The 17,249-nt window shown below is 58.5% G+C and carries 14 protein-coding genes and 1 tRNA gene; 9 read left to right on the top strand and 6 right to left on the bottom strand.

Going from position 1 to position 17,249, the window contains the following annotated elements:
- The first annotated feature begins 174 nt into the window (after positions 1-174).
- From prfB to csaB, 4 genes are all read left to right on the top strand, one after another.
- Complete coding sequence (prfB, locus tag K341_RS0109230; protein WP_009350105.1) at positions 175-1,281, top strand: peptide chain release factor 2; 1,107 nt, start codon at positions 175-177, stop codon at positions 1,279-1,281.
- A 555-nt stretch (positions 1,282-1,836) separates the two neighbouring features.
- A complete protein-coding gene (locus K341_RS0109225) occupies positions 1,837-2,520 on the top strand; it encodes a hypothetical protein (protein ID WP_026762607.1) in 684 nt (227 codons plus the stop codon).
- 25 nt (positions 2,521-2,545) lie between these two features.
- Positions 2,546-4,594, top strand: coding sequence for a DUF5693 family protein (locus K341_RS0109220; RefSeq protein ID WP_026762606.1), 2,049 nt, complete (start codon positions 2,546-2,548; stop codon positions 4,592-4,594).
- A 57-nt stretch (positions 4,595-4,651) separates the two neighbouring features.
- Positions 4,652-5,746 (top strand): polysaccharide pyruvyl transferase CsaB, encoded by a 1,095-nt coding sequence (csaB, locus tag K341_RS0109215; protein ID WP_009350111.1) that lies wholly within the window; start codon positions 4,652-4,654, stop codon positions 5,744-5,746.
- Between the two features lie 138 nt (positions 5,747-5,884).
- Here csaB and K341_RS0109210 read toward each other — a convergent pair.
- The 5 genes from K341_RS0109210 to pyk form a co-directional block, all read right to left on the bottom strand.
- Positions 5,885-5,960: transfer RNA gene (locus tag K341_RS0109210), tRNA-Ala, on the bottom strand.
- Positions 5,961-6,043: 83 nt separating this feature from the next.
- Complete coding sequence (locus K341_RS0109205; RefSeq protein ID WP_026762605.1) at positions 6,044-6,295, bottom strand: hypothetical protein; 252 nt, start codon at positions 6,293-6,295, stop codon at positions 6,044-6,046.
- Between the two features lie 100 nt (positions 6,296-6,395).
- Positions 6,396-7,556, bottom strand: coding sequence for a YibE/F family protein (locus tag K341_RS0109200; protein ID WP_026762604.1), 1,161 nt, complete (start codon positions 7,554-7,556; stop codon positions 6,396-6,398).
- A 409-nt stretch (positions 7,557-7,965) separates the two neighbouring features.
- A complete protein-coding gene (locus tag K341_RS0109195; RefSeq protein WP_026762603.1) occupies positions 7,966-8,337 on the bottom strand; it encodes a RidA family protein in 372 nt (123 codons plus the stop codon).
- A 137-nt stretch (positions 8,338-8,474) separates the two neighbouring features.
- Positions 8,475-9,890 carry a pyruvate kinase gene (pyk, locus tag K341_RS0109190; protein WP_026762602.1) on the bottom strand — a complete coding sequence of 472 codons (1,416 nt, stop codon included), beginning with the start codon at positions 9,888-9,890 and terminating at the stop codon, positions 8,475-8,477.
- Positions 9,891-10,096: 206 nt separating this feature from the next.
- Here pyk and K341_RS0109185 point away from each other — a divergent pair, with 206 nt between their 5' ends.
- Both K341_RS0109185 and K341_RS0109180 read left to right on the top strand, forming a co-directional pair.
- Positions 10,097-10,816 carry a DUF4198 domain-containing protein gene (locus tag K341_RS0109185; RefSeq protein ID WP_081657301.1) on the top strand — a complete coding sequence of 240 codons (720 nt, stop codon included), beginning with the start codon at positions 10,097-10,099 and terminating at the stop codon, positions 10,814-10,816.
- 242 nt (positions 10,817-11,058) lie between these two features.
- Positions 11,059-11,808 carry a hypothetical protein gene (locus tag K341_RS0109180; RefSeq protein ID WP_026762600.1) on the top strand — a complete coding sequence of 250 codons (750 nt, stop codon included), beginning with the start codon at positions 11,059-11,061 and terminating at the stop codon, positions 11,806-11,808.
- 86 nt (positions 11,809-11,894) lie between these two features.
- Here K341_RS0109180 and K341_RS0109175 read toward each other — a convergent pair whose 3' ends face one another.
- Complete coding sequence (locus K341_RS0109175) at positions 11,895-13,265, bottom strand: FAD-dependent oxidoreductase (RefSeq protein WP_026762599.1); 1,371 nt, start codon at positions 13,263-13,265, stop codon at positions 11,895-11,897.
- A 213-nt stretch (positions 13,266-13,478) separates the two neighbouring features.
- Here K341_RS0109175 and K341_RS0109170 point away from each other — a divergent pair, with 213 nt between their 5' ends.
- The 3 genes from K341_RS0109170 to K341_RS0109160 all read left to right on the top strand — a co-directional run bounded on the left by K341_RS0109170 (position 13,479) and on the right by K341_RS0109160 (position 17,248).
- On the top strand, positions 13,479-14,420 hold the full coding sequence (locus tag K341_RS0109170) for an AEC family transporter (RefSeq protein ID WP_026762598.1): 942 nt from the start codon (positions 13,479-13,481) through the stop codon (positions 14,418-14,420).
- 15 nt (positions 14,421-14,435) lie between these two features.
- A complete protein-coding gene (gene wbaP / locus K341_RS0109165) occupies positions 14,436-15,869 on the top strand; it encodes an undecaprenyl-phosphate galactose phosphotransferase WbaP (protein WP_026762597.1) in 1,434 nt (477 codons plus the stop codon).
- 251 nt (positions 15,870-16,120) lie between these two features.
- Complete coding sequence (locus K341_RS0109160; protein ID WP_026762596.1) at positions 16,121-17,248, top strand: glycosyltransferase family 1 protein; 1,128 nt, start codon at positions 16,121-16,123, stop codon at positions 17,246-17,248.
- The last annotated feature ends 1 nt before the right edge of the window (position 17,249 follow it).

The raw sequence follows: 17,249 nt of genomic DNA, 5'->3' as shown, positions 1-17,249 counted from the left end.
TTAGGTTGCGGTATAATGGCTGACGCGGGATTTTCGCACATAGCGTCGTTTGCGGAGCGGCGAGAAAGATACCCTGAGCCGCATATAACGTAAGGCTTTTCTACGCAACGGCAAGACACATGCCTGTGCGCTGCGGCAACCAATATGAATTTATCGAAATAGGAAAGAAACAACATGCTGGAAGATCTGAAACCAACACTCAATGATTTGGGCGAAAAGCTGGATCAGATGCGCATTTCCCTTGAAATCCCTGCGAAAGAGGAAAAAATCGCCGAGCTCGAATACAAAATGAGCGAGCCGACCTTTTGGGACGACGCGGCGGCGGCGCAAAAAGTCAATCAAGAACTCGCGGGACTCAAGGGCGGCGTCGACACCTACAAAGCCCTCGCCGCCAAATACGAAGACGCCGAAACCCTCTACGAAATGGGCATCGAGGAAAACGACCCCACCATGGAGGGCGACATCCGCGCAGAGCTGGACGCGATCGCCGAGGGGCTTGAGACACTCCAGCTCGAGGTGCTCCTCTCGGGTGAGTACGACGCCAACAACGCCATCCTCACACTCCACGCGGGCGCGGGCGGCACCGAGGCGCAGGACTGGACACAGATGCTCCTGCGCATGTACGGACGCTGGGCGGAGCGGCACGGATTTTCCGTTGAGACCGCCGACCTCCAGCCGGGCGACGAGGCGGGCGTCAAATCCGCGAGCCTTTTCATCAAGGGGCACAACGCCTACGGCTTTTTGAAATCCGAAAAAGGCGTGCATCGTCTCGTCCGCATCTCCCCGTTTGACTCGCAGGCGCGGCGGCACACATCGTTCTCCGCGTGCGACGTCATGCCCGAGATCGACGACGCCGTCGAGGTCGACATCGACATGGACGACGTGCGCGTCGACTACTACCGCGCGAGCGGCGCGGGCGGACAGCACATCAACAAAACCTCGTCCGCCGTCCGCATGACGCACGAGCCGACGGGCATCGTTGTCCAGTGCCAAAACGAACGCTCGCAGCTTCAAAACAAGGAGCAGTGCCTCAAGATGCTCCGCGCAAAGCTCTTTGAGTTGGAGCAGGAGAAAAAGGAAGAGGAGCTTGCCAAGCTCGAAGGAGTCCAGCAAAAAATCGAGTGGGGCAGTCAGATTCGTTCCTACGTATTTCAGCCGTATACCATGGTCAAGGATGTCCGCACGAACGCCGAGACCGGCAACGTGCAGGCAGTTATGGACGGGGAGATTGATCCGTTTATTAGGGCGTACTTAAACGCAAAGGCTAATCATGACTTTTAGGTGTGATGGTGTGACGCGGGATTTTCGCGCCTAGCGTCGTCATTTCGTCGAACGCTTCGTCGACGTAGGGTTCATCTACGCCTTCCTCGCGTTCTCCTCACTTCCTAGCTATGCATCGAAACTTCCGCGTCACTTGCGTTGCGGCTTGGGCGGTAGTGCCCGCGACATCGTGGTATTGAATGTCACACCGAGCTGTTGCGCCCTCCTTCGATCTGCGCGTGCGTTGCATCGTGCCGTACATGATGTGCGAATCCGTATCGCCGTTACCTATCGCACGGTGAGGGGGCGCATATCGCCGTCGCGGAGCTTTTACCCCATAGGGGCGTAGTATCTGAGCATACCGTCGGTGACGCGCACGTCGTTTGCGCAGCGACAAGAATGCGCCTGCGAACCGGAGATGCCGAAAAAATGCCTCATTTGCGCAGCAGCGAGAAAGATACCCTGAGCCGCTATACGTTGCATACCTCGCTTGCACAGCGACGTCGATATGCGCCCACGACCCAAAGACACCGCCGCGCATTCATCCCACAAAATACCCAAAGGAGGGACGCTCTCATGTGGAAAGCCGCCGTCACACTGCTCGTCGTCATTATCATCGCCGCAGGAGCGGCGCTCGTCCTCCCCGGCATTGCCACGAACCTCATTGTTGACGCTCTGCGTGAGCAGACGGCGGCGGAGGACGTACAGATCTCCATCACGGACAGCCCGCGTCTCATCTTCGGTGAGATCGGTGCGGTGGACGGCGTCATGCGGCAAGGGCGCATCGGCAAAATCTTTGTCCGCGAGCTCACCCTTAGGGGAACAGGGCTGCACATCGCCCCCATGACGCTCCTGACCGAACACAAGGCTGTCCTCACCTCTGCCGAGACGGCGGAGCTGCGCGGCGTGATCGACGCGGAGGCGATCCGCGAGCTGATTACAAAATCCTCGGGGAAATTCGAGGATGTCGCCGTGACCGTAACGCCTGCGGGCGTTACCGCGACCGCAAAGACCAAGGCGCTCGGGCAGACCTTTGACGTGACGCTTGAGGGCGCGTTCGAGGTCGTATCGGGCGATCTTTACTACAAGATTCGCCGCATTTCGGCGCGCGGGCGCGGCATGAATACGCTCAGCCTCGACTCCCTGTTTCCCGACGTCGTTGTCGCGCGTGCCGATGCGCTCCCCCTCGGGCTTACCTTTCGGAGCGTAGAGGCGCGCGATGATGTCGTTATCGTGACGGCGGGCAAGGACGCACCGTGATTTTCGCAGCGGAGAAGGAAGGTTCATGAAGAAATTTCACTATCATCCCGTGCTGCTCGCAGCCATATTCATCGGACTTATTGCCTCGCTTGTCATCGGTATGCAGCGCCACGCCGTCGAGGAGGAGAGCTGCACGGTGGAGCTCGCCATCGACTATGAGGGGCTCTTGGAGCTCGCCGCGCGCGAGGGACTGCCCGCGGACGAGGTGTTCGCGCGTGCGAAGGACGCGGGCATCACATCGCTCGCCGTCTACGAGACGACGTTTAAGAAGTTCAACGTGAACGGCAAGGCGGTCGCACTCACGGGCGCAGACATCCTCGCGCGCTACCATGCGGGGATGCTGACCAATCCGCTGTGGCGCGCAATGGTCGAGGACGGGAAAATCGTCGGGACGGAGATCTACATCGTCGGGCATGATGCGGCGGCATTCGCAGAGCTCAAGGACGATCTCTTCCGCAGGTTCGGCGCACAGCGCGTGACCGTCCACACAGTCGGAAGCGACGAGGTCATCGCGGTCAAGGACTATTACGAGGCATTCGAAAAGCGCAACATCGGCTTGCCGAGCGATGAGCTGCGTGCGGTGAACGCGGCGGGCTTCGACGTCATCGCGCGCCCGTCGAACTACCATACGGCAACGTCCGACGATGTGCGGGCGGTCTTTGCGCGGCTCGACGGTATCCGTGTCTCGGACATTGTATTTTCGGGGACGGAGACGCTCGGCGCGCCGAAAGCGCTCCAAACGACCATTGACGAGATGCGCGCGCGCAATTTAACCCTCGGACTCATCGAGGGCGTGACACAGCTGCAGTTTTACAACCAACAGGGCATGGAGGAGATCGCAAAGGGCGTCGGCTACGATCATGTCGCGCGGCTCTACTCCATCCCAAAGGATGAGTTGACAAAGCTCAAGATCGACGCCGCCGTTGAGCGATGGGTGACGACGGACGAGGAGCGCAACATCCGCATCAACCTCCTGCGCATCTACGAAGATCCTGCGCCGAATATGTCGCTGCTCGAAACGAATATGAAGTATTTTTCCGATACGAGCGCGGCGCTGCGTGCGCACGGATTCAAAATCGGAAAAGCCGGGACATTTGCCGCCTACGAGCCGCCGCGCATCCTGCGTGCCCTCGTCGTCATGGGCGTCGCGGCGGCGGGCGTGCTCTACCTCTCGCTCGTCGTTCCCGCGCTGAACCGCAGGCGGCGCGCCGTCCTGCTCTTCTTCGCCATCGCGGCGCTCATCGGCATGATGCCGATCCTCCTCGGTGCAGGGAGCAAAATCCGGATTCTCGCGGCGCTCGCGAGCGCCAACCTCTTCCCCGCACTCGCGATGGTGGGACTTCTCGACCTCCTGCGCGGCAGACGGTTCCAAAAGGACGCCCCCGTATGGCGCATCATCGTTGCGGGGCTGATACTGCTCTCCATCACAAGCGCGCTCTCGATGATCGGTGCTTCCTATCTCTCGGGCGCGCTCGCGGACACGCGCTACTTCCTCGAGTTCGACATTTTCCGCGGGATCAAGCTCACCTTTGTCCTGCCGATGATTTTGGTGGCCGTTGCGTTCATGCAGCGGTTTGACATATTTGACGGGCGGTTCGACACCTCCGCGGGCGTCATGGGACAAGTGCGGGAGATTTTGGACACCCCTGTGCGTGTCGGCTCGCTGCTCGGCGCACTTGTGCTCCTCGGGGCGCTCGTCGTCCTCGTCCTGCGCAGCGGGCACACCTCAGGTCTGCCTGTACCCGGCATCGAGCTGAAGCTGCGCGCCTTCCTCGAACAGCTCTTTTATGCGCGTCCGCGGACGAAGGAATTTCTGATCGGGCATCCCGCGTTCCTGCTCGGCATCTACGCGGCGGCGCGGCGGTGGAAAACCATGATCGTGTTCGGACTTGTCCTCGCCGCCACCATTGCGCAGGGATCGATGGTCGAGACATTTGCGCATATGCGCACGCCGATCGAGATGTCGCTCGTGCGCGGCGTCGGCGGTGTCCTGCTCGGAGGGGCGATTGGAGCCGTGCTTGTCGCGCTCGTTGCGGCATGGAATCGATTGCTCGAGCGGGTCAAGGCGGCATGATGCAGAGGGAACACAACCAATACTATGGGATCGAAGGAACGGAGGGGATCTGACCCGATGAAGCGGATCGTCGTATCGGGGTACTACGGTGCAAAGAATGCGGGCGACGAGGCGATGCTCGCGGCGATGCTCGAGGTGCTCGGAGACCTGGACCCGGAACTTCATATCACGGTGATCTCCGCCGATCCCGCCGACACGCGCCGCCGGCACGGCGTCGAGGCGATCGGCTCGTTTGATGCGGGGGCGATTTTTTCCGCCATGCGCCGCGCGGATCTCGTCGTCAGCGGCGGCGGGAGCCTCCTCCAGAACGTCACGAGCGGGCGCAGTCTGTACTACTACATGGCGGTGATCTTCCTGGCGCTGCTCCTCGGCAAACGTGTTATGCTCTACGCGCAGGGGATCGGTCCCGTCACGGGGGTGTTTGCCTGCCGCGCGATGCGCTGGCTTGGCAACCGTGTGTCGCTCATCACCGTGCGCGATGAGGGCTCCATGGCGGAGCTGCGGCGGCTCGGCATCATGCGTCCGCCTATGGAGTGCACCGCCGACCCTGTGCTCGGCATCCATCCCGTCGGAAAGGAGGCGGGGCGCGCCATCCTCGCGCATTACGGCGCGGACGGCGCAAAGCCCGTTGTCGGCATCTCTGTGCGCGACTGGCAGGGTTGGCAGCATTATAAAGAAGTCCTCGCCGAGATCAGTGATGCTGTCGTCCGGGAGCTCGGCGCGCGCGTCATTTTCCTCCCCATGCAGTACCCCGAGGACGTCCGCACCGCCGAGACCGTTGCCGCCCGTACGCACGAGGAATGCACCGTCCTCACGGACGAATACACGACGAGCGAACTCCTCTCCCTCGTCGCGAACATGGATCTCATGATCGGCGTGCGCCTGCATGCACTCATCTTCGCCGGCGTTATGGGCGTCCCCATGATCGGTATCTCATACGACCCAAAGGTCGACCGCTTCCTGCGCTCCATCGGCGAAAAACCCGTCAACGACCTGCAGGACATCACAACGGCAAGTGTCCTCAAAGAAGTGCGGCGCAAGTGGAACGAGCGCCGCAGCTTTGCCGAGACAAGCGGCGAACTCCTCGCGCAGATGCGCACTCTCGCCGCGCGCAACGCAGAGCTTGCTCTGCGGCTCATTCATGAAAATTGAGCAATAAAATTGGGCTTGCATCGCCGGAGAAATCCGATGGTGCAAGCCCGGTTTTTATTTGTTTTTCCTTGTCGCGGTCAATTGCCATACATACAAAAAACGGAGAAACCGTGCGGCTTCTCCGTATACTGTCGTCGATGGTGGAGACGAAGAGGATTGAACTCTCGACCCCCAGATTGCGAACCTGGTGCTCTCCCAGCTGAGCTACGTCCCCATGACTGACAAGGGACATTATAACGCGGCACCGGGAAAAAATCAAGCTCTTTTTTCTCATCGGGGGCAAAGCTTGTGTTGTGGTCAATGCGCGTGGCTGTGGTCGTGTGTGTGTTCGCCTGTAGTGCCGAAATCGGCGGGGGCTGCTTCGATCTCGCCGTGCGAATGGGTGTGGTGATGATCGGAGGACTGCACGTCATGCTTGTGCTCCACGAAATGCTGATAGACGGGGATGGCGATCATCACGGCGAGCATGAAGAGAATCGTGATGATGAGCGATCGGCTCGGGCGGCGGCTGCGTTTCGGCGGCTCCTGCCCCTGTGGAATATGTTCCATGCGGACGACCTTCTTTCTCGGTGCAGACGATGCGCACGTTCCGGATACCGACAGCATACCATAATTTTGGGAAAAGTGAAATGGGGGAACAGCTTTTACATCAGCTTCGTTCAGTCTCCGGCAGAGCATCTGATTTTTCCCGCCGTCTGCGCGTCGGCTTCACGGTCAGTAGAAATGCGGTCGCGTACGCGGTGATGGGGATGGCGCAGAGGAGCCCGATGCTGCCGATGAGCGAGCGTACGATCTCGGCGGCGATCATGTTGAGGTTCAGGACGCGAATGAGGTCGATATTTGGCTGTGCGGAGATGAGGAGAATGAGCGGCAGTGCGCCGCCGATATAGGCGAGGACGAGGGTGTTTGCCATTGTCCCCATGACGTCGCGCCCGACCGACAGCCCAGAGGAGACGAGCGCTTTGAACTTTGTCGCGGGGGCGAGCTGCTTCATCTCGTACTGCGCGGCAGCGATGGAGACGGCGACGTCCATGACCGCACCGAGCGCGCCGAGGATGATGCCCGAGAAGAGCAGTTCGCGGAAATCAACATCCTGCAGATAGAGCACCTTGAGCATGGTCGCCTGCTCTTCGTCGATGCCGGTCAGGTACGTTCCGTGAATGGCAATCAGCGCCAGAATACCCGCAACGAAGATGCCGCCGATGGTGCCGATGATCGCGCCCGCCGATTTCCGATTCCGGCCGCCGATGATGAGCTGCGTGGCGAGCGTGATGACGCTGCCGATGAGGAACGTCCAAAAGAGGATGTGCGACGGGGAAAAGAGGATGAAGGAGATCAGCCCCTTTGCGATGAGGAGCACCGCAAAGAGGAGGACGAAGAGTGCCTTGAGTCCCGTCAGCCCGCCAAAGAGCACGAGGAGAACGCCAAAGCCGATGAGCAGCCATATGATTCCGGGCAGGCGGTCATAGTCCGCAATGGCATAGCCCTCACCCTCGGCGCGCAGGAGCACATCCTCGCCCGCCTGCGGGTGGATGTCAAAGGCGGGATTATTCGCAGTCGCGTGCAGGAACGAGACTTCCGTCCCTGCGGCGGAGCCCGACGTGAGCCGTGCCGTGACGTCGTACTGGACGCTGCCGGGGGCAAAGGAAGCAAACGCACCGTCCGTCTGTGTCGCGGAGATGATTTCCGCCTTGTAGGTCGGGGGCTCGGCGTCCTCTCCGCCCGGCAAGTGGAAGATGCAGTAGAGCAGCACGGAGAGCGAGAAGCAGACGGCGAGAAAGCGTGCAAATCGGCGCGGGTGAATTTTCATAGCAGGCAGCCTTTCGTCTAGCAGTGGGAATGGTTGAAATTATCATACAATAACAACGTGATAATTGCATGAAGGAAATTGGGGCGTGTGCGCAGTATAAAACTTGACGAATCACATCGGAAGTCATATAATAAGCATAGAAAAGGTGCTGTATCTGCGGTGACGCGGTAAAGCCCCATATATGTGTTCTGGAATTAACCGCCACAAGATTGGAAGCTAGGGGCGGTTAATTTCTTTGTAGGAGAACCACGAGAACGACGAGGAGCAACAAAGTTACATTCGTGTTATCCATGGTGCTCACCCCCTTCCAGGGGTAAGAGTTAACCGCGCCTCCGCTGTGCAGAACAGCACCTCAAAACTATTATATCACAGCTTGCAGGCACGATGACAACGTGCCTTTTTGTTTTGGCTATACCTCGGCAATGACCTCGATCTCGCAGAGCGCGCCCGCAGGCAGCGCCTTGACGGCGAAGCAGGAACGGGCGGGTTTGCCCGTAAAGTAGCGTGCGTAGACCTCATTGAATGCGGCGAAGTCCGCGATGTCCGCGAGGAAGCAGGTCGTCTTGACAACGCGTGTGAGATCCGTGCCGGCGGCTGCGAGCACGGCGCCGAGGTTTTTGCAGACCTGCTCTGTCTGCGCGTCGATTGCTCTTGCCGTGATCTTGCCCGCAGCGGGATCAATGCCGATCTGTCCCGAGGTGTAGACGAGATTGCCGACCCGCATGGCTTGGCTATAGGGACCGAGGGCGGCGGGGGCGTTGGGGCTGTGGATTATTTCCATGGATAATTTCTCCTCCTTAAAGACGTGACGCCGTTATGGGACGCGGGATTTTCGCGCCTAGCTGCGTATATCCGCGCACCTACGAAAAGAAGCCGTCCAAGAATATTGAGACGGCTCCCTCCGGTTCATTTCAAAAATTAGTTGATGGTTGTGACGCGCACGGCGACGGAGCTTGCCTCGTTGTAGGTCATGCCCGCGACCATGACGACTTTGTCGCCCTGTGCGACGTAGCCGTGTGCGAGTGCACCGCGCGTGCAGGACTCGATCATCTCCTCGACGCTCGACCATTTGCGCCCGAGGATGGAGTAGACGCCCCAGCGCAGGTTGATGTGGCGCGCGACCATGTGGTTCGGCGCGTAGGCGACAATCGTTGCCTTCGGGCGGTACTTCGACACGACGCGCGTGGTGTAGCCGGACTGGGTCGGCGTGAGGATCGCCGCCGCGCTCGTCTCGTATGCGAGCTGTACGGTCGCGTGCGAGACGGCGTCCGTGACGGAGGAGCGTTCGCGGATGCTGCGCGAGCGGATGATGGTGTCGTACTCGAGCGATTCCTCCATGCGCAGGGCGATGGTGCTCATCATCTTGACCGCCTCGACGGGGTAATCACCGCTCGCGGTCTCGCCCGAGAGCATGATGGCGTCCGCGCCGTCAAAGATGGCGTTGCCGACGTCCGAGACCTCCGCGCGCGTGGGGCGCGGGTTCGTGGTCATGGATTCGAGCATCTGCGTGGCGACGATGACGGGCTTGCCGACGGCATTGCACTTGCGGATGATTTCCTTTTGGATGACCGGGACATCCTCTGCCGGCACCTCGACGCCGAGATCGCCGCGCGCGACCATGATGCCGTCCGAGACGGCGAGGATCGCGTCGAAATTATTGACGCCCGCGAGGTTTTCGATCTTTGGGATGATCTCCATGTGTCCGCCGTGCTTGGCGATGAGGTGTCGGATCTCCTCAACGTCCGCGGGGCGCTGGATGAAGGAGGCGGCAACGAAGTCCATGTCGTTCTGGATGCCAAAAATAATGTCGCGCTCGTCCTGCTCGGAGATCGCCGGGAGGCTCAGCTCGATGCCGGGCGCAGCGACGCGTTTGCGCGTGGACATGGGACCGCTGTTCTGGATCGTCGTCACGATGTCCTTGCCGCGCACCTCGTCGACGACGAGTCCGACGAGACCGTCCGAGAGGAGGAGCGTGTCGCCGGGTTTGACCTCTTCCCAGAGTTTCTTATGGTTGACGCTGACGTGCGTCTCGTCGCCGGGCGCGTCGTCGTAGGTCAGTGTGAATTTGTTCCCCTTTTCGAGATGCACCTTCCCTTCGGCGAACTCGCCGAGGCGCATCTCGGGGCCTTTGGTATCGAGGATGAGCGAGATGACCTTGCCCGAGCGCTCCGCCGCCGCGCGCACCTTCTTGATGCGCACGAGGTGTTCCTCATGTGTGCCGTGGGAGAAGTTAAAGCGCGCGCAGTTCATCCCATTCTCGATGAGCGCGTCCACAATCCCGTCCGGATCGGTCGACGGCCCCTGCGTGCATATGATCTTGGTTTTCTTCAGCATCATAAATATCCCCGCCTTTTATTCCCTGAGTGTTTGTAACTGATAATATTTTACACTCTTTTTTAGGAGAAGTAAAGAACGGCGCGGTGTTATTTGAAAAATCCGCCGGGCGGTACGCTTGCAAATATCTCTTATTTTTATTATAATAAATGAAGATGTGCGGGGGATCCCGCGAAAATCTTCTCTCTGCGTTAGGAGGATGACTGATGAAAAAATTTCTTTCTGCCGCGCTCGGCGCGGTCGTAGGGCTCGGGCTCTATGCGGCACCCGCGGATGCGCACGGCGTGTACTTTGCCAATCGGTTTGACCAAAAGGCGCTCGTCCTGGGCGAGGGCCCGATCGACAATGCCTATGATCCGGCGTGTGCGCTCGGCATCGATGCGTACGATGTGGACTTTATGCCGACGACGATTGAGCGCGTCGATTACAGCGACCACATGTCCGTTGTCCCGTCTGACCGGCTCGGCGTGACGGCGACGTTCTTTGACTACGGATATTTCGCAAAGACGACGGATGGGCAGGTCATCCCGACGCGCGATTACTCGAACATCGAGAATCTCGTCTCGGTGACGCACGCGCGCAAGTACAACGTGCATTATTGGAGCGAGGCGGTCAAGCCGGGCGGGCTCTACAACGTGCCGATCCAGATCGTGCCGAGCGTGAACCCGCTGACGCTGCGCCGCGGCGATACGCTCGAACTCCGCATCTATAAGGACGGTCAGCCGTATGCGAACGCGCCCGTCATCGCAGACGTCATCGGCAACCTCGCATCGGAGATGCAGGCGGATGCGAACGGCTATGTGTCCGTGCGCGTTGCGAACAACGGACTCAACGTCATCGGCGTCGAGGTCGCGTTCCCGACCGCCGATCCGAATGTGAAGGAGAAGGTGTTTAGTTCGCTGTCGTTTATTCTCCCTGCCGAGTGAGACGCGAGACGTGACGCGGGATTTTGGCGCATAGCGTCGCCATTTTTGACGAACGCTTCGTCGACGTAGGGGTCATCTACGCCGTCCTTGCGTTCGTCTCAATTCCTTGCTCTGCATCCAAACTTCCGTGTCACTCACGCTGCGGCGGGGCAGCACGAGATTTTGGCGTATCAAATGAGACAGCCACCCTGCGCAACAATGCGTCCGGGCGGTTGTCTCGTTTATTTTATGGGGGAGTACCAATGAAACATCAAATAAGCGACGCCTACACCCCCTTCGTCTTGGGGCGCCAAGCGGTGCTCGATGCGGTACGAGCGCATGCCGGGGCACGGCTCTTCACTGCTACAGGTGATGTCTTCCGTCCGGAATCATTCCGCGCCGTCTATGTCCCTTTTTGGCGTTTTCGTACCACTGCGATGTGCGAATATCAAGGTGCGTGGGACGAGGAGCAGGACTATGAGGACAGCGACGGGAACTGGCAGACGGACACCGACCGCCATTACATCAGCGGCACGGCACATTATGATCTCGACGACAACATCCTTATCTCTGGTGCAGAGGAATACACGGATTCCTTCGAGGAGGGGCTTTTCCCTTATGACCTTTCACAGGGAGAAAACGGTGTCCCGGGGCATACGGCGGGTGTTGATATTGTCTCCTGCACTGTCAATTCACAAGACGCGTGGGACGGTGCGCAGGCGGAGATACAGGACTTGCTTGCAGGACGCATCGAGGACGATTTGTGCGGGGAATATCAAACGCAGTCGGCAGAGGTACATGAACTGAATATCTCATACGGCGATATTGTGCCGGAATGTATCCTTCTGCCGCTTTGGGAGATCTCATTCATCCATGACGGCACGACCTATACCGTCCGCGTGAACGGTCAGACCGGAAGTGTCTGCGGGGATCTGCCGCTTGCTCCGCGGCGCACAGGATGCCCGGCGGCAGTGGCGGCAATACTGTCTATATTGCCGGTTTTATGGCAGTAACGTAAAAAGGAGCATCGTGATGGGATGCTCCTTTTTGGTATGCCGGTTTATCCTGTGACGGGAGGTCGTGTCTCTTTCCGTCCGCCTTACACAAACAGATCGTTCAGCGCCTCGCTCATGGTCGGGTGGTTGTAGATACTCTGTCCAAGCGTATGCGCGGTAATGCCGGCGTCAATGGCGAGTTTCATGAGGTTGATCATCTCTTCCGAGCCGGGGCAGAAGAAATGCGCGCCGAGGACTTTATCCGTCTTGGTGTCGACGATTGCCTTGAGCAGACCGACAGGGTTCCGGAGGACTTGCGCCTTTGGTACGGCGGCGGCCTCGAGCTTCAACATGCGCACGTCGTATCCCGCCGCGCGCGCTTCATCCTCGGTCATGCCGACGCGTGAGAGCGGCGGATCGAGGAAGACGGTGTAGGGAACGGCACCGCGGTTCTCCGTTGTGCGCGCACCCGCACCGGCGAGCTGATCCCGCACAATGCGGAAGTCGTCGAGCGAGATGTAGGTGAACTGAAGGCCGCCCGTCACGTCGCCCATCGCCCAGATATGCGGCACATTGGTTTGCAGGTGCGCGTCCACGGCGACCGCGCCGCGCGGCGTGACATCGATGCCTGCTGCCGAGAGGTTCAGCCCCTCAATGTTTGGTTTACGCCCTGTGGCGAGGAGGACGGCATCGGCGGAGATGGACTGCTCTCCGACAGAAGTCTGAACGACGACCGTCGTCTCTGCCGCATTGTCCTCAATACGCTGCGGTGCGGCATCGGTCAGCACGGTAATGCCGCGCGCCTTGAGCGATGCCTTGACGCGTGCCGCGATCTCCGTATCCTCACGCGGGATGAAGTTCGCACCGTCCTGGACAACCGTGACCTCCGAACCGAAATTCGCATAGTACGAGGCGAACTCAAGCCCGATGTACCCGCCGCCGATGATGACGAGGCGGCGCGGGAGTATGTCGAGCTCCATCATGGTCTCGCTCGTATAGCAACGCGCGCTCTCCGCCGCACCGGGGACAGCGGGGATGATGGGCAGGGCGCCTGTATTGATAAAGATACGCTCCGCATGTACCTGTGTCTCTGCGCCGTCCTCGGCAGTTACACAAACGGTGTGCGCATCAATAAAACGAGCCTCGCCGTCGAGGATGTCCGCGCCCGTCCCCGCGACTTTATCGTAGTTCTTTTGCCGCAGCATGGCGGTGAGTCGGCGTTTTTCTGCGATGGCGGCCGCATACCGGCGCGCCTTTTCTTCGAAACTGCCGCCCTCCGCCGCCGAGAGTCGTGCGCTGTATTCGAGCGATTTTGACGGGATGCACGCGATGTTGATGCAGGTACCGCCGTAACGCTGCTTCGAGCGTTCGGTGAGTACCGTTTTCTCGCCGCGTTTTGCGAGGAAGCCTGCGAGCGTCTTGCCCGCCTTGCCAAATCCAATGATGAGGTTTTGTACGTTTATTTCATTTGCCATGATCGGGTCTCCGTTTCTATCATTCATAATATGCGGCTCGCTGCCGCCTGCTTGTATCATAGGCGGTGCAGCGGCACTTGTCAAGAAGGCGGGAGACTGTCGTATCGTATTGTACGGAACGCTCAAATATTCCGACGGGAATTGTACAGGATAATTGCGCTGTTCTCACTTTCCTGTTATAATAAAATGGGATAATCAGGAGGAGGCATCTGTATGCTTAGCAACTTTTTCGTTGCGCTTGGCGGCGTGGTGCCGCTCTTCTGCTTGATGGCGGTCGGGCTCTTTGTCCGGCGCGTGCGGCTGCTCACGGATGAAGAGTTGTTCCACGTGAACGGCATGGTGTTTCGCGTGTTTTTCTTCTTCATGATGTTCTACAACATCTACGCGGCGAAGCCGGGAACCGTTATCAGTCCGCTCCTCGCGGTACTCGGCGCGGGCGGCGTGCTGCTCACGGCACTCGTCGCGACGGGGGTTGTCTGTATTTTTGAAAAGGACAATGCGCGCCGCGGCGTCATCGTACAGGCGGCGTACCGCGGGAACTACGTTCTCATGGGCGTGCCGCTCGTGGCTAATATCTTCGGATCGGATGCGGTCGCTATTCCGACGATGATGATTGCTGCCGTTGTTCCCCTCTATAATGTGCTCTCGGTGTTCATACTTGAGACGTTTCGCGGGGGACGGTTCGATCTCCTGAATATCCTGCGCAGTGTCGTGATGAATCCCATGATCCTCGGCGGTATCCTCGGAGCGCTCTGCCGCGCTGCGGAGCTGCATATCCCCGCACCGATCCTGAGACCTGCCGCAGAGATCGCGGCGGCGACGACGCCGGTAGCCCTCATCATCCTCGGCGCATCGTTCCGGGGCGGGAGTTTCCATACGCATTTACCGCAGCTCATCGGAGCGGTTGCGGCACGTCTCGTCATCGTACCGGGGATCATGCTCGCGATCGCGATCGCTCTCGGCATGCGGGATGTGGAGCTCGTGACGCTCATCGCGATCTATGCAACGCCCTGTGCGGTCGCCGGCTTTGCCATGGCGCAGCAGATGCACGCCGACGCAGAGCTCGCGGGGAACTGCGTCGTCTACAGCAGCGCACTCTCGTGTGTGACCATCTTCGGATGGGTGTTTTTGCTGAAGAGCTTGGGGTATTTTTGAGAGAGGAGGCGAAGCGTGGCTAGCCTGTCGCTGTGGGAACGCTATGCTTCCTATCTCCTGCCGCTCTTGGTTGTCTTTGTAGACTATGCCGCCGTGGTGGCTGCGGAGCTCCTTTCCTATCAGCTGCGCCGGCACTGGCTGCCCATCGCCGATCCCCACTTTTATATCCCCGACATCTATATCTTCGGCGTCGTTCCCTTTATCTTTCTCGGGTTCCTGTATGCGATGGGGGCGCGCAGCCGCAACATGCCTTTTTGGGTCATGGTGCAAAAGATTTTTTGGGCATGCGTCTACGCGGTACTCATCATCATCCTGCTGATGTATTTCGCGCAGGTAAGCGAGGTGGTCTCGCGTATCTTTGTCGGTGTGACGGGGATTCTTGCGGTGCTCTTCCTTTGGAGCGGGCGCTATCTCTATCGCAAATGCGTGCGTTCGCTGCATCTCTTCCGCGTGCCGGTGCTTTTCATCGGGGCGGGGCTCACGGCGGAGCGCGTGCTGCGGTCGTTTGAATACGACGCGGGATTTGACTACCACATCGTAGGCTTCCTGGACGATCACCCCGTCAGCGATAAAATCGCGGCGATCTATCCGATCCTCGGCGGATTTGACGATGCGGAGCGTGTCATTCGCGCCACCGGGGTGCGCGACGTGATTATCACCGCACCCGGCATGGAACAGGAAGCGCAGGTGCGGCTCATCAATCGCATCCAGCCGCTTGTCACGCGTGTTATCGTCGCGCCGAACCTCATCGGGATCGCGATGGGACGTCTCACGGCCATCAGCCTCGTGAGCGAGAAGATCATTCTGCTGGAGACGCACAATAATCTGCGCAGTGCGCTCAACCGCGGGCTGAAACGAGGCTTTGACCTCGTATGCAGTGTTGTGGGGCTGATCGCTGTTTTCCCTGTCATGGCGATCATTGCCGTGCTGGTCTACATCGATGACCCGGGGCGCGTGCTCTTTGCGCATCAGCGGGTCGGACAGAACGGCCGCATGTTTCCCTGCTATAAATTCCGCTCCATGGTAAAGGATGCCGGGGCACGCCTCGAACACTATCTTGCGGAGAATCCCGAGGCACGTGAAGAATGGGAACGGGATTTTAAGCTGAAGGATGATCCCCGCATCACGCGCATCGGGCATTTCCTGCGGCGTACAAGTCTTGATGAACTGCCGCAGATCATCAACGTCATCCGCGGAGAAATGAGCCTCGTCGGACCGCGCCCTATCGTTGAGAAAGAGATCGAGAAATACGGCGATCTGATCGCAGACTACTATCTCGTCCCGCCCGGCATCACGGGACTCTGGCAGGTCAGCGGCCGCAGCGACACCACCTACGACGAGCGCGTGCAGATGGACTCGTGGTACGTGCGGAATTGGTCGATTTGGCTGGACTTTGTGTACCTTATCAAAACCGTGCAGGTCGTATTCAAGAGAGAAGGGGCGTATTGAGGCCGGATATGCTGTTTCTGAAACGATCGCCTGTGCACTGCTGTGATAGATGTGGAAACGGAGCAAGGAAGGGCTTATATCTGGCTCTCATGCCGTTGCGAAGGGAATATTGACCGGCCCGAATCAAATTCATATTTCCTATGTTCACTCGCCGATGCGATACGCATGGGATCATCTGTTCAAGACCGTGAAGACAGTATTTACAGGAAAAGGAGCTTATTAGGCGTCGTTGTGCTGGAGGGGGTGGTTTCTTGCACAGAGACGATCATTCGCCTATGCGCGTGCTGCAAATTATCGGGAATGTATGCGGCGGCGGTGTGGAAGCGGTTGTCATGAACTATTACCGCCATATCGACCGCAGACGGATACAATTCGACTTTGTGATCGACGGTTATGAAAAATCGTTATTGGACGACGAGATCGCATCCCTTGGCGGACGCGTCTATAAGGTGGAACGATACAGCAAAAATGTTCTGAAGCAAATCTATCAGATCTATCGCATTGTCAAAGATAATAAATATGAAGTTGTGCACTCTCATATGAATACCCTTGCCGTATTCTCGCTCTGTGCGGCATGGCTGGGCGGCGCGCGCATCCGTATCGTACACAACCACACGACGGCAACGAGACAGGAGAAATTACGCTCCCTACTGAAATACATGTTGCGTCCCTTTTCGAGGACATTTGCAAACGTCTATCTCGCTTGTTCTATGGCGGCCGGCAAATGGATGTTTGGAGATCGTGTAGAAACAGGGAATGTGACGATTGTCAACAATGCGATTGACGTGCATCGGTTCGCGTACGATGAGAGGTTGCGTACAGAAGGGAGAAAGCGCCTTGGCATCGAGCCGGATGCACTTGTCGTAGGACATGTGGGGCGGTTCGCATATCAGAAGAACCATGCCTTTCTCATCGACATCATGGCTAAACTCGTGAAAAGAGATGCAACTGCTGTCCTCGTCCTCATCGGCGACGGACCGCTCATGGAGAAGATAGCCTATGAGGTAAAACAGAGGGGACTGGAAGGCAACATCTGCTTTTTGGGGCTGCAAAAAAATGTCGCAGAACTCTATCACATCATGGATTTATTTGTCCTTCCGTCATGGTATGAGGGGCTTCCGGTCGTAGCTGTGGAGGCACAGGCAAACGGACTCCCATGCATTGTTTCGGATCGAGTATCCAAGGAGTGTAAGCTCACATCGTCCCTGTCATTTTTGCGCCTTGAGCAATCAACTACAGCGTGGGCAGAGGAAATTTTGCGCCGACAAGGGAAACGAAATTCACACGCGGAAAAAGAACTGGCAGAAGCGGGATTTGATATAAAAACGGAAGCCGGTAGATTGCAGAACTTTTATGAGGCACTTGTGACGTGCATATGAG

Source organism: Centipeda artemidis DSM 19719 (assembly GCF_000426665.1).
Taxonomy (GTDB): Bacteria; Bacillota; Negativicutes; order Selenomonadales; family Selenomonadaceae; genus Centipeda; species Centipeda artemidis.
Note: the sequence above shows the minus strand (reverse complement) of the source record. Positions and strands in the feature narration are given on the sequence as shown.

Excerpts from the sequence above, each read along its gene's own strand:
- prfB (WP_009350105.1), top strand. The coding sequence starts at position 175 with ATGCTGGAAGATCTGAAACCAACACTCAATGATTTGGGCGAAAAGCTG.
- K341_RS0109225 (WP_026762607.1), top strand. The coding sequence starts at position 1,837 with ATGTGGAAAGCCGCCGTCACACTGCTCGTCGTCATTATCATCGCCGCA.
- K341_RS0109220 (WP_026762606.1), top strand. The coding sequence starts at position 2,546 with ATGAAGAAATTTCACTATCATCCCGTGCTGCTCGCAGCCATATTCATC.
- csaB (WP_009350111.1), top strand. The coding sequence starts at position 4,652 with ATGAAGCGGATCGTCGTATCGGGGTACTACGGTGCAAAGAATGCGGGC.
- K341_RS0109205 (WP_026762605.1), bottom strand. The coding sequence starts at position 6,295 with ATGGAACATATTCCACAGGGGCAGGAGCCGCCGAAACGCAGCCGCCGC.
- K341_RS0109200 (WP_026762604.1), bottom strand. The coding sequence starts at position 7,556 with ATGAAAATTCACCCGCGCCGATTTGCACGCTTTCTCGCCGTCTGCTTC.
- K341_RS0109195 (WP_026762603.1), bottom strand. The coding sequence starts at position 8,337 with ATGGAAATAATCCACAGCCCCAACGCCCCCGCCGCCCTCGGTCCCTAT.
- pyk (WP_026762602.1), bottom strand. The coding sequence starts at position 9,890 with ATGCTGAAGAAAACCAAGATCATATGCACGCAGGGGCCGTCGACCGAT.
- K341_RS0109185 (WP_081657301.1), top strand. The coding sequence starts at position 10,097 with ATGAAAAAATTTCTTTCTGCCGCGCTCGGCGCGGTCGTAGGGCTCGGG.
- K341_RS0109180 (WP_026762600.1), top strand. The coding sequence starts at position 11,059 with ATGAAACATCAAATAAGCGACGCCTACACCCCCTTCGTCTTGGGGCGC.
- K341_RS0109175 (WP_026762599.1), bottom strand. The coding sequence starts at position 13,265 with ATGGCAAATGAAATAAACGTACAAAACCTCATCATTGGATTTGGCAAG.
- K341_RS0109170 (WP_026762598.1), top strand. The coding sequence starts at position 13,479 with ATGCTTAGCAACTTTTTCGTTGCGCTTGGCGGCGTGGTGCCGCTCTTC.